Origin of the sequence: Enterobacter cloacae complex sp. SHL021, from assembly GCF_049237765.1 — a bacterium.
In the GTDB taxonomy this organism is placed as follows: domain Bacteria; phylum Pseudomonadota; class Gammaproteobacteria; order Enterobacterales; family Enterobacteriaceae; genus Enterobacter; species Enterobacter cloacae.
Window position 1 is genome coordinate 13,229 of the sequence record NZ_JBMKJG010000008.1, and the last position, 17,438, is coordinate 30,666.

Consider the following 17,438-nt stretch of genomic DNA (forward strand, 5'->3'; position numbering starts at 1 on the left):
TGCCGCCGTTCGCGGCGGCATGATGTCGCACCTGTTAGTGCATACCCAGGCGAATCAGTTCAATCGGTTCGAACTTACCTTCGCATCCTTCCACTTCCACCGTTTTGCTGCGACGTACCTGCGCGGCATCCAGTCCCTCGCTGTGGATCGCTTTAATTACCCCGGTATGCCCGGTGCCGTTAATCATTACGCGGCTGCCGGTGGTAATTGCATTACGGTTACGGTCGTAAGTCATCATGGTATTTTCTCCTCGCTAACACATCCGTTACGGCGCTATTTCAGGTTGTGCCGTCCACGGGGCACTATAAATACGCCTCTCTGGACATCATTTTTTTGTTTTTGATCAAACTCACACTTTTTTCTTCATTTCGGCAGGGCGATGACGGTTCACGACGGTAATTTACAAAGCGGACAGTTATTTTCTTTAATTGATAATTTCAACCAGTGAGCGTTTAAGTCTGGTTTATATTCCTGATGGCACTCTGAATGCAGTAAATAACGTTTCCTGGAAATAAGGAGTCAGGCTTATGTATAAGAAAATCTTGATGCCTGTTGATGTGTTTGAAATGAATTTAAGCGATAAAGCGGTGCGGCACGCGGCCAACCTGGCGAAGGCTGAAGGTGCATCGATAACCCTGGTCAACATTCTGCCCAACAGCAGCCGCTCGTTACTGCGCGGATTCAATGCAGATATCAGGAAGTTTGAAGAGTATATGACCGCGGAATCCAGCAAAAAGATGAAGGAGTTAACGCGTCTCTTCGATCTCTCCCCGGAGGACATTCATTGTGAGGTGCGTTTCGGCAACGTGCGCGATGAAATTATCAGGATGAGCAAAGAAGGGGAATATGACGTGATTGTTATCGGTTCAAAAAACCCGACTATCACCACGCATCTGCTGGGTTCAAATGCGGAATCTATCCTGCGCTACGCCACTATTCCGGTCCTGGTTGTACGCTAATCTCTCCGCCGCGCCGAAAGGGTGCGGCGAATTTAATCTTCGCTAAACCAATCGCTGTTTTCCTGCCGAATAAGCTGCACGGATTCGCTGATCTCCTGCAGATGGACGGTCATCGCTTTTTCCACACCGTCAGGGTCGCGTTTTTCCAGTGCGCTGAAAATATCATAATGCTGTCGAAGCAACATTTCCGGTGGCGAGACGTGGTCGAGGCTCATATACCGCACACGGTCAATCGTGGCTTTAATGTTTTCAATGGTATCCCAGGCCAGCTGACAATCGGCAATTTGCGCCAGCTTCTGGTGAAACTCATCATCGAGCTGAAAGAAGTCGTTAAGCTGTTTGCGGTCGATGGCAATACGCTGCTGATGCAGGTTTTGCTCCAGCCAGTAACAGTGGTTGTCATTCATCAGCGTGGCCGCACGCCGGGCCACCGCGCACTCAATGGCCTGACGGACAAAACAGCCGTTACGGACCTGAGAAAGCGATATTTTATTCACATAGCTGCCGCGCTGCGGGCGGATCTGAATCAGGCCGTTTTCAGCAAGCTTGATAAACGCCTCACGTACGGGCTGACGGGAAACGTCAAAACGCACGGATACCTCTTTTTCTGAAAGCGGGGTACCAGGCGGGATCAGGCAATGCACAATATCACGTCGTAATATGCGATAGATTTGCTGGTTAACGGGCTGGGTGGGATTGAGTTGCGATTCAGCGGCCATGAGTTGTCATTTCTCAGAGAGTTAGCCTGAACATACTACCATTCTTTTATACCCTGATACAGACCCGGCCCGCAGGCCGGGAAGGGCAGAGTCAGCCACGATGAACGTTAAGTCCGGCAAAGCTCTGGCTGACAGGCATCATCTCTACGGTGTTGATATTGACGTGGTTTGGCAGTGTCGCGACCCACCAGACCGCTTCGGTGACATCTTCCGGCGTCAGCGCGTTGGCATTTTCGTAGGTTTTATCTGCTTTCGCGTCATCGCCTTTGAAACGCACGTTGGAGAACTCGGTACCGCCCACCAGGCCCGGCTCGATATCCGTGACGCGAATGGCGGTGCCGTGCAGATCGGTACGCAGGTTCAGGCTGAACTGACGCACGAACGCTTTTGTCGCACCATAGACGTTGCCGCCCGCATACGGCCAGCTTCCGGCGGTTGAGCCGATATTGATAATGTGGCCGCGATTGCGCTCCACCATGCCTGGCAGCACGGCGCGGGTCATATACACCAGCCCTTTGTTGTTGGTGTCGATCATGTTTTCCCAGTCTTCCACGCTGGCTTTGTGCGCGGGCTCCATACCCAGCGCCAGACCGGCGTTGTTGACAAGCACGTCAATGGCACGCCACTGCGCGGGGAGGTTGGCAATCATCTCTTCAATGGCGGCGCGGTTGCGCACATCAAGCTGCGCGGTCAGGATATTGTCACCCAACTCTTCTTTCAGCTCCTGCAGACGCTCCTGACGGCGGCCGGTGGCAATCACCTTGTGGCCGTTGGCGACGAAGCGACGCGTGATGCATTCACCAAAACCTGCCGTTGCCCCGGTAACTAAAATAATCATCTCACTGTTCCTCAACGCTTTTTGTGTTGTACTAACATAGCACGCCCTGAGAGGGTGCGTTAAGGCATCATTTGTATGACCGCATTGCGGTCAATGGCGGCCTGGCCTACTCTGGGAAAGTTAACCGTTATCAGGAGTAAAAGATGTCAACCCGTAACCCTTTTTTTGACATTAGCCTGCTGCCTTATCAGGCCCCGCGTTTTGATGAAATCAACGACAGCCACTATCGCCCGGCATTTGATGAGGCCATACGCCAGAAGCGGGCAGATATTGACGTCATCGTCGCGCAAACGGCAGCACCCGATTTCGATAATACGGTACTGGCGCTGGAGAAAAGCGGTGCCATGCTCGCGCGCGTCAGCAGTATTTTCTTTGCCATGACGTCGGCGCACACCAATGCCCGCCTTCAGGAGCTGGAAGAACAGCTCTCAACCGAGCTGGCCGCGCTGGCCAATGATATCTGGCTCAACGACACGTTGTTTTCCCGCGTGGAGAGCGTCTGGCAGGATCGTGAGGCGCTGGATGCTGAGTCCCGCCGACTGGTTGAAGTGACGCACCAGCGCTTCGTGCTGGCCGGGGCGCGACTGAACGACGCTGAAAAAGCTGAACTGAAAGACCTGAACACACAAGTCGCCTCACTGATCAGCCAGTTCAACCAGCGACTGCTGGCCGCAGATAAGGCGGGCGGGCTGGTGGTGGATTATGTTCACCAGCTCGAGGGGTTAAGCGCAGAGGAGATCGCCACGGCTGCTCAGGCCGCCGCCGATAAAGGGCTGAAAGATCGCTGGCTAATCCCCCTCCTGAACACCACCCAACAACCTGCGCTTTCACTGCTTCGCAATCGACAGACCCGTGAAAACCTGTTTAACGCAGGCTGGCTGCGTACGCAGAAAGGCGATGAAAATGATACCCGCGAATTGATCCTTCGTCTCACGGCATTGCGTGCGCGCCAGGCGCAGCTTTTGGGCTTTGACGACTTTGCGAGCTGGAGCATTGCCGACCAGATGGCAAAAACGCCGGAGGCCGCACTGACCTTTATGCGTGGAATTGTCCCTGCGGCGCGCACCCGTGCGGTGCAGGAACAGGCCGATATCCAGAAAGTCATTGATGATGAGCAGGGCGGCTTCACCGTGCAGGCCTGGGACTGGGCCTTTTATGCCGAGCGTGTGCGTCAGGCGAAATATGCCCTGGATGAGTCGCAAATTAAGCCGTATTTTGCGCTCAATAACGTACTGCATGATGGCGTATTCTGGACGGCCAGCCAGCTGTTTGGCATCCGCTTCGTCGAGCGCTTCGATATTCCGGTGTATCACCCGGACGTCCGCGTGTGGGAAATTTTCGACCACACCGGAGAAGGCATGGCGCTGTTCTACGGCGATTTCTTCGCCCGCGATTCGAAACAGGGCGGAGCGTGGATGGGGAATTTCGTCGAGCAATCATATGAATTTGCCTCCCGTCCGGTTATCTACAACGTGTGTAACTATCAAAAACCCAGCCACGGAGGCGCCGCGCTGCTCTCGTGGGATGATGTAATAACCCTGTTCCACGAATTTGGTCATACGCTGCACGGCCTGTTTGCCAGTCAGCGCTACGCCACGCTGTCCGGGACCAATACACCGCGTGATTTTGTTGAGTTCCCGTCGCAAATCAATGAGCACTGGGCCAGCCACCCGCAGGTATTTACCCACTATGCCCGCCATTACGAGACCGGCGAACCGATGCCGGACGCGCTGCGCGAAAGCATGCTCAACGCAACGCATTTCAATAAAGGCTATGACATGACGGAAACGCTCAGCGCCGCGCTGCTGGACATGAACTGGCACGGCATTCGTGAGGCCGTTTCGAGCGTAGAGGAATTTGAAAAAGCAGCGTTGGAAAAAGAGGGGCTGGATCTGCCCGCCGTACCGCCACGTTATCGCAGCAGCTACTTCGCGCATATCTTCGGCGGCGGCTATGCGGCAGGTTATTACGCCTACCTGTGGACGCAGATGCTGGCGGACGATGGCTATCAGTGGTTTGTCGAGCAGGGCGGTTTAACCCGCGAGAATGGGCAAAAATTCCGTGAGGCGATTCTGTCGCGCGGGAACAGCACGGATTTAGCTGAACTGTACCGAACCTGGCGCGGGCACGATCCGAAGATTGAGCCGATGCTGGAGAATCGCGGGCTGAGCGAGTAGCGTCAATTTTGGCTTAAACAGGACCGGGCGGAAGCCCGGTTTTTTTTGTCCAGTTTCTCTTCTCGAAAACGCCTCTAATTTTGCTCCGCACTGGCGAAGCAGTTAAAGCTAAGGGTTTCGTCTGGTATGCAACAAATTTCCAATAACATGCACAAGTAGATTTTGTCGTGTGGTCAAACTCTGGTAGGATTAATCTTAATTTTTTACTGATGGAACAGGAACATGAAGAAAATTGTTGGTGTGTTATTACTTTCTTGCTTACTCGTCGGGTGCGATAAACCCAAAATTGATTCTTCAACTGATGCTGCAATGAAATCCTCGATAGCCAAAGTCAGAGATTCACTTCCGGAAAATAAACGGGAGGAATTCGATAGCGCCTTAAAGGTTGTGGCATTCAGTAACATCAATATGGCTGACCTGATGCGTTCCACTACAAATAATGATAACGAAGAGATAAGCAAAAAGATGCGCGAAAGCCTGTCTGGTAAGACGGGTGAAGAAATAATCTCTTACGCACAGCAAGTCACTGCTGAGAGAGAGATGAAGTTAAAAGAAAAGATGACTCAGGAAATCAAAGCGCTGGAACAGAAAAAAGCTGACGCCGACGTGGCTAAAAAAGAGTTGATGAAAATCCAGGTTTTATCATCCAGATTTACCATGGAGCCTGAGCAAGACGGTAAGCCACAACCCGTAATTAGACTGGTTGTTAAAAATAATACTGATACCGTTATCTCCAGAGCGTACCTGCACGGAGTGATGGCAAGCGAGGGATACTCAGTACCATGGCTGGTAAGTAATTTTTTCTATGATATTCCTGAGGGGCTTAAGCCAAATGAAGAAGCCACATGGGCTATTGCCCCCCCTAAGAATTCTGAATGGGGTGTACTTTATGCCCCAAAAGACGCTGTTTTGACTGTGACACTCGTAAGAGTGGACGGTACTGATAATCAGACGTTGTATGATGCAACAATGTTCACTGAGGAAGATAACAGCAGGCTTGAAGAGTTGAAGAAAAAAAATCTCTGATCTTTAAAGACTAACCGACCCGCCAACCGGCGGGTTTTTTATGCGTTGAGGAAAGGTGGCGTTGCAAACGGCGCATCGGTGTGGGCATCGGCTTCGCTGATAACTATGACTTTATGTTTCCGAGGGGCATAAAATCGTTTTAAACAGCCTAATTAAAGATATCTATTTTTTTTGACTTGAACACAAACACAATATTCATCAGTTTCGCTAACCCCTTATTAAACATTCTTATTATTGCAAAAACGAGTAAAATAAAGAATGACGCGCGGGATTTAACGGGTTATAAACTTTACCTCTCTTAACACTTTTGTAACGTCATTGAGGTAAACCCGTGAAGCAGGTTGGCATTGTTGGTTGGCGCGGTATGGTTGGGTCAGTATTGCTGCAACGTATGGTCGAAGAAAATGATTTTAATGATATTGCAGCCAGTTTTTTTAGTACGTCTTCTGTTGGGGCACCTGGGCCTGTCATTAATGGTGTCCGTTCGGTACTTAAAGATGCGTATTCCCTGGATGCGCTGGCGGAAATGGATATCATCATTACCTGCCAGGGCGGTGAATATACAAAATCGATGTATCAATCATTAATTGATCATGGTTGGGAAGGTTACTGGATCGATGCCGCATCAGCGCTGCGAATGGACGAAAGAGCTTGTATCATCCTGGATCCTGTGAACCGTGAAAATATCAATGATTCCATCAAAAAGGGCGGTAAACTTTTTGTAGGCGGAAACTGTTCAATCACCTTAAGCCTGATGGGGCTCGCCGGTTTGATCAAGGCCGATCTCATTGAATGGATGAGCGTGATGACCTATCAGTCAGCTTCGGGGGCGGGTGCAAAGCATGTCCGCGAGTTGATCGCCCAAAGTGCATTTGTCACCCGAAATTTAACCCCCGATGAGCTGGAAAACGCAGGCTCGGTGCTTCCTCTGGTCAATAAAGTCAGCGAACTGATTAACAGCAGTGACTTGCCTGTTGAGAATTTTGGCGCGCCGCTGATGGGGAGCATCATTCCCTGGATTGATAGCGACCTGGGGGATGGCAATAGCCGCGAAGAGTGGAAGGGAGAAGCAGAAACAAATAAAATCCTTGGCCTGAAAAAAGGCACCATCCCGGTTAATGGTCTGTGCATTCGTGTTGGTGTAATCAGGTGCCATAGTGCGGCCATTACAATGAAACTCAAACGCGAAGTGGATGAAGCTGAATTTGCTAAAAGGGTAAGCGACGCTCACCCTTGGGTAAAATACGTCCCTAATAATAAAGAAGCCAGCGTCAGCCAGCTTACTCCCACACATATTAGCGGCACGCTTAAGGTTGGCGTAGGACGTTATAAAAAAATGGCGCTAAATAATGAACCTGTTTATTCGGTATTGACCGTTGGGGATCAACTATTATGGGGGGCAGCGGAACCATTACGCCGCATGCTTAATATTTTGCTTAACAGAATATAATGGGTTTAGACCTGTTATTCATTATTAGCTGAAAACAGAACCGGGCGGGCAGTCCGGTTTTTTATGCGCGTTAAAGCGGAATAATTTGAACTGGGTTAAAAAAATAAACAATGTTTTGCTTAAGGAGGCTTCGCTATAAAAATTTGTGTTTTTTTGCCGATAACTGTGGATAGCACAAAAATGACGTAATAGCAGTTAAGAAGGCGAAGAATGACCATACCTCAGAAGACCCCTGGCTTTACGGATAGCGAGCATTCTAAAGGACTGATAAATAAAACGTTTACCTATATTGTTACCTTGTTGATAGGTATTTTTATCGCAGCGATAGTGTCATTGCTGATCATTAAAAACAATGTTAATAAAATCAGCGATAAACATGACGAGTTTTTGTTAAGGCAAGCATTAGACGCCCGCCAGGAAAACATGCGCAGCCATTTGAAAGATAATGCTGAGTGGGGAGATGCTTACAAACATCTTCATCAAAAAACTGACCTGAACTGGGCATGGGATAAGCAGAATCTGGGCAAGTCTCTGTATGATAACTTTGGCTACGAAGGCGTGTTTGTGCTGTCCCCGGAGGGAACCACCCGTTACAGCGTGCTTGACGGGAAACTGAAGCACGAAGAGCTGGAACGCTGGTTAGATCAATCCACCATAGACCATTTACTCAGTGAGACGGGCAGTAAAAATGGACTGCCGGTCTCCATGCTCACGCTTATCCATTCCGTCCCCGCCATAGTTTCTGCGGCATGGATAACGACGGGAGATGATACCAGCGTGCAGCCGTTGCCCGGTAAGCCATCAACCATGTTGTTTATCGACACCTTAACGGCTAAGAAACTGCTTGCGATTGGGCACGATGCAGGGATCGAAAACGTCCGCGCGGTCTCTTCTGACGCCCTTGCTGAGACAGACAGTCTGACAGCATTAACGTTACGTACCCAGAATGGCCCAGTCCACATTGTCTGGGACACAGAAAACCCTGGCCAGGCATTGATCATTTATTTTTTACCCTTGCTCATTATGTCTGTCCTTCTGACCCTCGCGCTGACGGCGATCCTGATGCGTCATATTTTGCACAAGGCAAAAATTCATGACGAAAATATCTTTCTCCTTGAGCAGGCTCGGTTAAATCTGATTACCAGTGAAAAACGCTTCAGGGATGTCAGTGAAACCACCAGTGACTGGTTCTGGGAAACGGATTTATCGTTAACGATCACCTGGCTATCAGGGCGTTTTACGACTGTCACGGGCTATGACGAGAGTCAGTGGCTGGGACGCAAGCTGGATGCGCTTTTTCCTTCGACAAACGGTTTATTAAATACGTGCGTCAGGCGGCGTGAGTTATCGGGGCGCTTTGAATTTAAGAACTGCCCGTACACTAACGCTCAACGGTCAACTTCGTACTGCACTCTTCTGGCAAAATTCTCTGCTCAGCCTGATGGCACGGTGGTTTTACGGGGGGCGGCATCGGATGTTTCTCTGGAAGTGGAAGCCACCAAACGCGTTGAATTCCTGTCACGCCATGACGAATTAACGGGCCTTCCCAACCGGTACCATATTAAGGAGTTCCTCACAGGACAGTTGGCTAAAGAGGATATCCACAATTCCCCCTTTGCCATGATTTGCCTTGATTTGGACAAGTTTAAACCGGTGAATGATATTTTCGGCCACTCAACGGGCGATGCCCTGCTTGGCGAGGTTGCCTTACGGCTTAAAAAATGTGTTCGTCGCGGTGATTTTGTCGCACGACAGGGCGGGGACGAATTTATGCTGCTTCTCGACAACACCCGGCACCTGGACCACATAGAAGAGGTGTGTCATCGCATCGTGCAAGAACTCAACCGCCCGTTCACCATTGATGGCAATGATGTGACCATCGGCGTCAGCATGGGCATTGCTCTGGCTCCCCAGGACAGTACCAGTGCAAACGACCTTTTACGCTATGCTGATATTGCGCTTTATCAGGCTAAACAATCCGGTCGAAACCGATGGGTCTATTATCGTCAGGATATGTCGGAAAAGCTGACCGAGCGCAGAAAGCTGGAATTAGCGCTGAAGACCGCAATTCGGGAAGACCAGCTCTATCTGGTTTATCAGCCGCGTTATAACCTCAGACATTCACGCATCGACGCCGTAGAAGCCCTGGTTCGCTGGCAGCATCCTGAACGCGGAAACATGATGCCCGATCAGTTTATTCCACTCGCTGAAGAAACGGGGCTCATCATCAACCTCAGCAACTGGGTCATTCGTAAGGCCTGTACAGAGACGCATGAAAAACTGCCAGGGCTTTCGGTTTCAGTCAATATTTCAGCCATTGAATTCCAGGCAAGCGATCTCGCCGAAAGAATAAAAGCTATTCTTGATGAAACCGGGCTTGAGCCTACCCGGCTGGAAATAGAGGTGACTGAAAATGTCACGCTCTCTAATCCAGAGAAAACGTTGCAGACCATGATGGCCCTGAAAAAAATGGGGGTGCGTATTCTGATTGATGATTTCGGTACCGGCTATGCCTCTCTGAGCTATCTGCGGAAGTTCCAGTTTGATGGCTTAAAGCTCGATAAAAGCTTTATTTTTTCTTTAGGGGATTCGACACAGAACCAGTCGGTGGTCGAGAAGATCATCGATCTGGGTAAAGCCTATTCCATGGAGGTCACCGCAGAAGGTGTCGAAACCGTAGAACAATTGTCGTTCCTGAAGAAAAATAAGTGTGACGAAGTCCAGGGATATTTACTCGGCAAACCGGCGGCGATTGCAGATTTAAATCTAAAAACCAACCACGTAATCTATTAAGGGTACATGCTGCTTGCCTGGGCCTGCTGATCCGGTAGGACGGGTAAGCGCAGCGTTACCCGGCGTGCCTGTAATCAAATCGCGTAGTTTTCGCTCTGACGTCTGGCTGATAAACTCGGCTCAACGTTTTGATTTCCCGGCGAACTTGAGATTCAGGCCGCCGCTAACCGAGCCAGCCATCCCGACAAAAGGCAGGAAGTATGTCTCTTCGTTCACTGCGGGCGTTGTGCCTGACGAGTTTTTTTATCGCTGACGTCCGTGACGGTCTCGGTCCTTTTCTCGGTATCTTCCTGACGCAGCGGCACTGGACGCCGGATGACATCGGCTTGCTGATGACCGCCGGAGGTCTGGCAGGACTTCTGGCCACGCTGCCGGCGGGGTTCATCACCGACACCACCAAAAACAAACGTTCCGTTCTGGCGCTGCTCTGTTTACTGATCACCCTGAGTACGCTGCTGCTCTGGTTTAGCCAGCAGAGTGGCGTTGTCGCGCTCTCGCAAATTGTCACCGGGATCTGCGCGGCGTTCGTGGGGCCGCTTATCACCGGGATCACTCTGGGGCTGACGGGGCAGAGCGGGTTTAGCGCGCAGATGGGCAAAAATGAGGCGTTCAATCACGGTGGAAATTTCCTCACGGCACTGATCGCCGGGTGCATTGCGTGGTACTGGGGCATTGGGGGCATCTTCCTGCTGATGACCTGTACAACGCTGTTAACGCTCTGTTCGCTGCTGGCGATACGCAATAAGGATATCGACAATGAGGCGGCGCGCGGCCTGAACGCGTCAGAACATCAGCCGGTGCCGGGTTTTGCGGTACTGATGAAAAACAGAGCCCTGTTCGTGACCGGGCTGACGCTGCTGTTGTTCCATCTGGCGAATGCGGCCCTGTTGCCGATGCTCAGCATGCGGGTCGCTGCCGCACCGGCCAGCGTTAATCCCGGCGTGATTGCTGCGGCGACGGTGATTATTTCGCAGGCGGTGATGATCCCGGTGGCTATCCTGGCCTCCAGGAGAATCGAACGCGATGGTTACTGGCGTTTAATCATGCTGGCGCTGTTAATCATGCCGGTACGCGCGGCGCTGGCTGCGTCTACCGATGCACCGTTTATGATGATCCCGGTACAAATTCTTGATGGTCTTGCCGCCGGGATCCTGGGCGTGGTGGTGCCGTCATTTATCGTGGTGCTTTTGCGTGGGAGCGGGCACGTTAATGCCGGGCAGAGCGTGGTCATGCTGATGCAGGGGGTTGGCGCATCGATGAGCCCTGCCTTAACCGGGACGATCGCCGGACACTACTCTTTTGCGACGGCATTCAGTGTGCTGAGCGCTATTGCCCTGGCGGCGGTCCTGCTCTGGTGGCGTTTCCCGAACCGGACCTGGCAGACCGATAACGCCCCGGACGGGGCGTAGCGTATGTGCCGGGCGCAACCGCCACCCGGCATGCCAGGCTTAGACTATCTCGTTAGGACACGCTTCGCCGTTTTCCAGCTGCTGTAAATTCCCCAGCGTGGTTTCGGAAATGCTGATCAGCGCCTCAGCGGTCAGGAACGCCTGGTGCCCGGTAAACAGTACGTTATGGCAGGCGGACAGGCGACGGAACACGTCGTCCTGAATGACGTCGTTAGACTTGTCTTCAAAAAACAGATCGCGTTCGTTCTCATACACGTCCATCCCCAGCGCGCCAATTTTCTGGGTTTTCAGCGCTTCAATCGCCGCCTGAGAGTCAATCAGCCCGCCGCGGCTGGTGTTGATGATCATCACGCCGTCTTTCATCTGCTCAAACGCGGTCTGATTTAACAGGTGGTAGTTTTCCGGTGTGAGCGGGCAGTGCAGGGAGATCACGTCAGACTGGGAGAACAGGGTCGGGAGATCGACATATTCCACGCCCAGCTCCAGCGCGGCGGCGCTTGGGTACGGGTCAAACGCCAGCAGGCGCATACCAAAGCCTTTCAGAATGCGCAGGGCGGCCACGCCGATTTTACCGGTACCGATCACGCCTGCGGTTTTACCGTACATGGTAAAGCCGGTCAGTCCTTCCAGCGAGAAGTTCGCATCTCGGGTACGCTGATAAGCGCGGTGAATACGACGGTTCAGGGACATCATCATACCCACAGCATGTTCCGCGACCGCTTCCGGGGAGTAGGCCGGAACGCGAACCACCTTCAGCCCCAGCTCTTTCGCCGCATCAAGATCGACGTTATTGAAACCCGCGCAGCGCAGGGCGATATACTTTACGCCGTGCTTTTTCAGCTCTTCCAGTACCGGACGACTACCGTCATCGTTCACGAAGATGCAGACGCCTTCACAGCCGTGCGCCGTTTTAGCGGTTTTTTCGGTCAGCAGAAAGTCGAAAAATTCAAGATCGAACCCGTAAGCCTCGTTAACATGTTGCAGATACTTTTTGTCGTACTGCTTTGTGCTATATACCGCGAGTTTCATAAGACTTTCTCCAGTGATTTTACATCCACGTTAGCATGATTAAAATAATCTTACAATTTCTAAAATATTATTTAAATCAATAAGTTCTATCAATTATTTTAGAGCATGTGAGGTTGCTAACTCCATGATATTCTTACTCCCGGACGTTACTGGGGTAAATGTAGCCAGGGACAACCAAAGGACAAATACATGGAGTTTGGCACTGCACACGATCGGGTCTTATGGATAAAGGATGGCAACAGGCTTCTAAAACAGCAATAACCCGTTGCAGTGTGACAGGTTGGCAGATGTATCAGATAGCAGAAGGGAATTGATTATGTCGCAAGAATTTGAGTTGTCATTAACCCCACCCATTTGGCCTGCCTTATGCTATTTCATTGTATCAATAGTCGTTTTCCTGTTGCTGTATGTGGGGAAGCTGAAGGTGAATGGACTTGGTAAATACCCTCTGTTCATTGTTTATACGTTGTTCGTGATCGGCATGGCCGCAGTACAAATAAACATCTTTGCGAATGGTTATGAGTTTGTGGACGGATTTTTACGTATCGATTTTGATCCTTATCGGTATGACTCGGTCTACTGGGGTTCGCTGATTTTCTCGCTCCTGTATTTGCTGGCTCTGCCACGTAACCGCTACTAACAGGGTTCACTTACTCTGAAATTTTGTCTCGCCTGATGCGTAACCTCTTGAATCTCATTTAACTTCTTCAGGTTGCGCAAAATGAAAAATTTCCCCCAGCGGGGCAGTGCATCTATCCTTATATCGGGCATTTACTTCAACTCACTTGCTAAACATGCGACAATGATCGGCACTGTCGGCTTAATTCTCTCGCTAAATCAGGATATTAACTGCCCATGAAGGGTAAATACAAAGCCGCGATTGCGCTCTTATTGCTGTTGATTTTATTGCCGCTGACGCTGCTAATGACGCTCGCCCAGTGGGTACCGACCCTCGCCGGTATCTGGTTGCCTGTCGGTACACGTATCGCCTTTGAGGAAAGCCCCAAACTGACCCGTCACGCGCTGGTGATCCCCAATCTGCGCTATCTGGTTGAGGATTGCGAGATTGCCAGGATTGAAAACGCCACGCTGTCGCACCCCAGCCGCTGGAATCTGGATATTGGTGCGCTTGAACTTAACACGGTGTGCCTCAGTAAAATTCCCCAGTCTGCCCCCTCAACCGTTGCGCCAAAAACCCTGGCACAATGGCAGTCGGTGCTGCCTAATACCTGGCTCACTATCCGCCGTCTTACCCTGTCTCCCTGGCAACAGTGGGAAGGGGAACTGCATGCCTCACTGACGCCTGCGGTACAGGCGGTGACCTACAACGGTGAGCAGGTCAGTTTCCAAGGGCAGCTACGCGGCCAGACTCTCTCGGTCAGTCAGCTTGATGTACAACTCCCCGGCCAGGTACCGCCCGTAAAACTGGTGGGTGAGTTTACCCTGCCGCTGGTGCCGGATGGCGTGCCGGTGAAAGGCCATGCGGTCGCGACTTTTAACGTGCCACAGCTCACCTCGCTGGTCGATGCCGATCTGGACTGGGAGGAGAATCAGGGGCAACTGCTGGTGATGGCGCGGGATAACCCCGATCCGCTGCTCGATTTACCGTGGCAGATCACGGCACAACAGCTGAATATCAGCGACGGGCGCTGGAACTGGAACCTGTCCGGCATGCCGATGAGCGGCCGCGTGGGTCTCCGGGTGGATAACTGGCAGCAGGGGCTGGAAAAAGCCACCTTTACCGGACGCCTCAACGTTCTGACTCAGGGCGATGCCGGGAAGGGTAACGCCGTGCTGAATCTTGGGCCGGGCAGGCTCAGCCTGGAAAACAGCGACATGCCGCTTCACCTGAGCGGCGAGGCCAAACAGGACGATCTGGTGCTTTACGCCAGACTCCCGGCCAGACTGACCGGCAGCCTGAACGATCCGCAGCTTGCCTTTGAGCCGGGCGCGCTGCTGCGTTCGCGCGGGCGCATTATTGATTCGCTGGATATCGACGAAATTCGCTGGCCGCTGGCGGGCGTGAAGCTCACGCAAAAGGGCGTGGATGGTCGTCTGCAGGCGATTCTGCGCGCCCATGAGAACGAGATGGGGGATTTTGAACTCCACCTGGACGGCCAGGCCAACGACTTTTTACCCGATAACGGCCTCTGGCAGTGGCGTTACTGGGGCAAAGGTGGCTTTACGCCAATGAACGCGCGCTGGGATGTGGCCGGAAAAGGCGAATGGCGCGACAAGCTCATCGAGCTGACCGCGCTCTCTACCGGCTTTGACAAGCTGCAGTACGGCACCATGGAAGTCAGTAAACCGCGTCTGGTGCTGGATAAACCGGTACGCTGGGTGCGTGACCCTGTCACGCCGACATTCAGCGGTGCGCTGTCGCTCAATGCCGGAGAGACCCGTTTTGCGGGCGGCAGCGTGTTGCCCCCGTCGGTGCTGACCTTCAGCGTTGACGGAACAGACCCGACGATATTCCAGTTTAAAGGCGATCTGCATGCCGAGGCCATCGGCCCGGTGCAGGTTAACGGTCGCTGGGACGGGGAACGCCTTCGCGGTCAGGCCTGGTGGCCAAAACAATCCCTTACCGTGTTCCAGCCACTGATCCCGCCAGACTGGAAAATGACGCTGCGCGACGGTGAGCTTTATGCGCAGGTGGCCTTCTCTGCCGCTGCCGATCAGGGCTTTGAGGCTGGCGGCCACGGTGTACTGAAATCCGGTAGCGCCTGGATGCCAGACAACCAGATCAACGGTGTGGATTTTGTGCTGCCGTTCCGTTTTAGCGAGGGTACCTGGTCGTTGGGCACGCGCGGCCCCGTTACGCTGCGTATTGGCGAAGTGGAAAACCTGGTGACCGCGCGCAACATCACCGCAGACCTGCAGGGTGACTATCCGTGGAGCGAGGAAAACCCGCTGCTGCTGACCAACGTCAAGGTGGAGACCCTCGGCGGGAAAATCACCATGCAGCAGCTCAGAATGCCGCAGCATGACCCGGCGCTGCTGCGCGTGGACAACATCTCCTCCAGCGAGCTGATCAGCGCCATTAATCCGAAGCAGTTTGCCCTGTCTGGCCCGGTAAGCGGGGCGCTACCGTTCTGGCTGGACAATGAAAAATGGATCATTAAAGATGGCTGGCTAACCAACCCGGGGCCAATGACGCTGCGTATTGATAAAGACACCGCTGATGCCATCGTCAACGATAATATGGTTGCAGGGGCAGCGATTAACTGGCTCCGCTATATGGAAATTTCACAGTCGTGGACAAGACTCAATTTAGATAATCTGGGTGAATTAACCATGCAGGCGACCCTCAAAGGCACCAGCCGGGTTGATGGCAAAAGCAGTTCCGTAAATCTTAACTACACCCATGACGAGAACGTCTTTACTCTCTGGCGTAGCCTGCGCTTTGGAGACAATCTACAAACCTGGTTTGAGCAACACGCGGCGCTACCTGGTATCCGCAGTTCGACTGGCAAGGAAAGTGAGGAACAACAATGAAAATGAGGGCTGGTGTACTCACCGTCGCCGTTGCCGCGATCTTGACCGGCTGTACGCCGCGCATTGAAGTCGCTGCGCCGAAGGAGCCGATTACCATCAATATGAACGTCAAAATCGAACATGAGATCCACATTAAAGTCGATAAAGACGTTGAAACCCTGCTGAAATCGCGCAGCGATCTGTTCTGAGGACGCCATGAAACGATTAGCTCTGATGTTACTGGCGCTGGGCATGAACGTGCAGGCGGCAACCCTGACCTTAAACGAGGCCCGGGCGCAGGGGCGTGTCGGGGAAACCCTGAGCGGGTATCTTGCCCCGGTGAAACAAGACCCCGAAACGCTGGCGCTGGTGAGCCGCATCAACGCGGCGCGTACGGAAAGCTACCAGAAGCTGGCGGACAGCAATAACCTGCCGGTTGATGAAGTGGCGAAGATGGCCGGGCAAAAGCTGGTGGCCCGCGCGCAGCCGGGAGAATACGTGAAGGGCATTAACGGAAAATGGCTGAAGAAGTAATCAGCGAAAGCGCTTGCGGTACTCGCCCGGTGAGACGCCAAAACGCTGCTTAAACGCCGTTGAAAAATGGCTATGGTCGGCAAACCCCCAGCTGTAGCCAATTCCCGCCAGCTTTTCCTCGTCGCTGGCGGAGCGCAACACCTGCGCGCACAGATCCAGCCGACGATTTTTGATGTACTGCGCTACCACCAGCCCCTTATCGGCAAACATGCGGTACAGGCTGCGCACCGACATGCCGCTCTCTGCGGCAATCCATTCCGGACGCAGGGATTCCGACTGAATATGGTCATCAATCAGTGACAGAACGTTCCTGAACTGGCGCTCCTTACGCGGCTGCACCGCGTCGCGCTGCTGAAACGCCGGGCGGAGGAGGCAGATCATCGCTTCCAGCGCGGCTTCGCTCTCCCGGTCACTCAGGTTGGCATTTCCCATGCTCTCCAGTAGCAGGCGATGGCTTAGCTGTACGGTTGGCAGCGAGCGGGAGAGCGCGAGGGCGCAACTTACCTCCTGAAAACGACACTGTTGCTCAATAATCTGACGGGGAACCAGCAGGGAAATCTGACGGGATTTTTGCTGCCAGTTGATGGAGCAGGGACGAGCGGCATCAAGAAGCGTAATGTCGCCGGCGTTCAGCACCGCGCGGCGATCGTCCTGCTCAATCTGCGCGCTGCCTTCAAGCTGGAACACGGTATAAAACCAGGCATCATTGCTCTGAGCGATCTCCTGACGGGAGCGGAACAGGTTAACCCCGCCTGCGGTGACGGTGCTTAACTTCAGGCTTCGGGCGTAGCTGGTTTCCAGCTCGCCGAAGAATTCCCCCTCTAAAGGACGCGCGTTAAAGCGCCCGCAGACATGGTTAATTTGCGCCAGCCACTGCTGATACCGTTCCTGTTCGATTACACATGCCATCGTTTATCTCGCTGCGCCATCAATGTTTTCGCATTGTTGCATTTGTGTTGCGTTTTGTCAGAGTCATGAGGCTGACTATAGGAAAGAACACTCACCGGTAACAGCGTTATAAGGCGGAATT

General features: G+C 52.6%; 15 protein-coding genes. 10 read left to right on the plus strand and 5 right to left on the minus strand.

Translation table 11 applies throughout. The features are described from left to right. Window positions 1–34 precede the first annotated feature (34 nt). Window positions 35–238 carry a putative selenium delivery protein YdfZ gene (ydfZ, locus tag ACOTZF_RS09705; protein ID WP_013096785.1) on the minus strand — a complete coding sequence of 68 codons (204 nt, stop codon included), beginning with the start codon at window positions 236–238 and terminating at the stop codon, window positions 35–37. 289 nt (window positions 239–527) lie between these two features. Here ydfZ and ACOTZF_RS09710 point away from each other — a divergent pair, with 289 nt between their 5' ends. Continuing rightward, the gene (locus ACOTZF_RS09710) at window positions 528–959 is read left to right on the plus strand and encodes a universal stress protein (RefSeq protein ID WP_038419309.1); all 432 of its coding nucleotides are present in this window, start codon (window positions 528–530) and stop codon (window positions 957–959) included. A 32-nt stretch (window positions 960–991) separates the two neighbouring features. On the opposite strand, the gene ACOTZF_RS09715 is transcribed toward ACOTZF_RS09710, so the two are convergent. Further along, complete coding sequence (locus ACOTZF_RS09715; protein WP_129251625.1) at window positions 992–1,678, minus strand: GntR family transcriptional regulator; 687 nt, start codon at window positions 1,676–1,678, stop codon at window positions 992–994. Between the two features lie 91 nt (window positions 1,679–1,769). Further along, window positions 1,770–2,516, minus strand: a complete 747-nt coding sequence (gene ydfG, locus ACOTZF_RS09720) for a bifunctional NADP-dependent 3-hydroxy acid dehydrogenase/3-hydroxypropionate dehydrogenase YdfG (protein ID WP_020688209.1) — start codon at window positions 2,514–2,516, stop codon at window positions 1,770–1,772. Between the two features lie 143 nt (window positions 2,517–2,659). On the opposite strand from ydfG, the gene dcp reads away from it, so the two are divergent. From dcp to ACOTZF_RS09745, 5 genes are all read left to right on the plus strand, one after another. Continuing rightward, on the plus strand, window positions 2,660–4,693 hold the full coding sequence (gene dcp / locus ACOTZF_RS09725) for a peptidyl-dipeptidase Dcp (protein ID WP_129251626.1): 2,034 nt from the start codon (window positions 2,660–2,662) through the stop codon (window positions 4,691–4,693). A 222-nt stretch (window positions 4,694–4,915) separates the two neighbouring features. Then, complete coding sequence (locus ACOTZF_RS09730) at window positions 4,916–5,719, plus strand: DUF6694 family lipoprotein (RefSeq protein ID WP_129251627.1); 804 nt, start codon at window positions 4,916–4,918, stop codon at window positions 5,717–5,719. A 331-nt stretch (window positions 5,720–6,050) separates the two neighbouring features. Beyond that, window positions 6,051–7,169 (plus strand): aspartate-semialdehyde dehydrogenase, encoded by a 1,119-nt coding sequence (gene asd / locus ACOTZF_RS09735; protein ID WP_129251628.1) that lies wholly within the window; start codon window positions 6,051–6,053, stop codon window positions 7,167–7,169. Between the two features lie 210 nt (window positions 7,170–7,379). Then, window positions 7,380–9,962, plus strand: coding sequence for a bifunctional diguanylate cyclase/phosphodiesterase (locus ACOTZF_RS09740; RefSeq protein ID WP_129317976.1), 2,583 nt, complete (start codon window positions 7,380–7,382; stop codon window positions 9,960–9,962). 200 nt (window positions 9,963–10,162) lie between these two features. Then, window positions 10,163–11,371: an MFS transporter gene (locus tag ACOTZF_RS09745; RefSeq protein WP_421636088.1), complete on the plus strand. Its 1,209-nt coding sequence runs from the start codon at window positions 10,163–10,165 to the stop codon at window positions 11,369–11,371. 39 nt (window positions 11,372–11,410) lie between these two features. Here the strand turns inward: ACOTZF_RS09745 and ACOTZF_RS09750 are convergent, their stop codons facing one another. Beyond that, complete coding sequence (locus ACOTZF_RS09750; protein WP_013096773.1) at window positions 11,411–12,400, minus strand: 2-hydroxyacid dehydrogenase; 990 nt, start codon at window positions 12,398–12,400, stop codon at window positions 11,411–11,413. A gap of 316 nt (window positions 12,401–12,716) precedes the next feature. On the opposite strand from ACOTZF_RS09750, the gene ACOTZF_RS09755 reads away from it, so the two are divergent. From ACOTZF_RS09755 to ACOTZF_RS09770, 4 genes are all read left to right on the plus strand, one after another. Continuing rightward, window positions 12,717–13,040, plus strand: a complete 324-nt coding sequence (locus ACOTZF_RS09755; RefSeq protein ID WP_038980500.1) for a hypothetical protein — start codon at window positions 12,717–12,719, stop codon at window positions 13,038–13,040. A gap of 215 nt (window positions 13,041–13,255) precedes the next feature. Next, on the plus strand, window positions 13,256–15,895 hold the full coding sequence (locus tag ACOTZF_RS09760; protein ID WP_038980501.1) for a YdbH family protein: 2,640 nt from the start codon (window positions 13,256–13,258) through the stop codon (window positions 15,893–15,895). Next, window positions 15,892–16,083: a YnbE family lipoprotein gene (locus ACOTZF_RS09765; RefSeq protein ID WP_038980502.1), complete on the plus strand. Its 192-nt coding sequence runs from the start codon at window positions 15,892–15,894 to the stop codon at window positions 16,081–16,083. Before ACOTZF_RS09760 ends, ACOTZF_RS09765 begins: the two co-directional genes overlap by 4 nt. A gap of 7 nt (window positions 16,084–16,090) precedes the next feature. After that, a complete protein-coding gene (locus tag ACOTZF_RS09770) occupies window positions 16,091–16,408 on the plus strand; it encodes a YdbL family protein (protein ID WP_028028066.1) in 318 nt (105 codons plus the stop codon). On the opposite strand, the gene feaR is transcribed toward ACOTZF_RS09770, so the two are convergent. Beyond that, a complete protein-coding gene (feaR, locus tag ACOTZF_RS09775) occupies window positions 16,409–17,317 on the minus strand; it encodes a transcriptional regulator FeaR (RefSeq protein ID WP_038980505.1) in 909 nt (302 codons plus the stop codon). Window positions 17,318–17,438 lie beyond the last annotated feature (121 nt).

Excerpts from the sequence above, each read along its gene's own strand:
- ydfZ (WP_013096785.1), bottom strand. The coding sequence starts at position 238 with ATGATGACTTACGACCGTAACCGTAATGCAATTACCACCGGCAGCCGC.
- ACOTZF_RS09710 (WP_038419309.1), top strand. The coding sequence starts at position 528 with ATGTATAAGAAAATCTTGATGCCTGTTGATGTGTTTGAAATGAATTTA.
- ACOTZF_RS09715 (WP_129251625.1), bottom strand. The coding sequence starts at position 1,678 with ATGGCCGCTGAATCGCAACTCAATCCCACCCAGCCCGTTAACCAGCAA.
- ydfG (WP_020688209.1), bottom strand. The coding sequence starts at position 2,516 with ATGATTATTTTAGTTACCGGGGCAACGGCAGGTTTTGGTGAATGCATC.
- dcp (WP_129251626.1), top strand. The coding sequence starts at position 2,660 with ATGTCAACCCGTAACCCTTTTTTTGACATTAGCCTGCTGCCTTATCAG.
- ACOTZF_RS09730 (WP_129251627.1), top strand. The coding sequence starts at position 4,916 with ATGAAGAAAATTGTTGGTGTGTTATTACTTTCTTGCTTACTCGTCGGG.
- ACOTZF_RS09740 (WP_129317976.1), top strand. The coding sequence starts at position 7,380 with ATGACCATACCTCAGAAGACCCCTGGCTTTACGGATAGCGAGCATTCT.
- ACOTZF_RS09745 (WP_421636088.1), top strand. The coding sequence starts at position 10,163 with ATGTCTCTTCGTTCACTGCGGGCGTTGTGCCTGACGAGTTTTTTTATC.
- ACOTZF_RS09750 (WP_013096773.1), bottom strand. The coding sequence starts at position 12,400 with ATGAAACTCGCGGTATATAGCACAAAGCAGTACGACAAAAAGTATCTG.
- ACOTZF_RS09755 (WP_038980500.1), top strand. The coding sequence starts at position 12,717 with ATGTCGCAAGAATTTGAGTTGTCATTAACCCCACCCATTTGGCCTGCC.
- ACOTZF_RS09760 (WP_038980501.1), top strand. The coding sequence starts at position 13,256 with ATGAAGGGTAAATACAAAGCCGCGATTGCGCTCTTATTGCTGTTGATT.
- ACOTZF_RS09765 (WP_038980502.1), top strand. The coding sequence starts at position 15,892 with ATGAAAATGAGGGCTGGTGTACTCACCGTCGCCGTTGCCGCGATCTTG.
- ACOTZF_RS09770 (WP_028028066.1), top strand. The coding sequence starts at position 16,091 with ATGAAACGATTAGCTCTGATGTTACTGGCGCTGGGCATGAACGTGCAG.
- feaR (WP_038980505.1), bottom strand. The coding sequence starts at position 17,317 with ATGGCATGTGTAATCGAACAGGAACGGTATCAGCAGTGGCTGGCGCAA.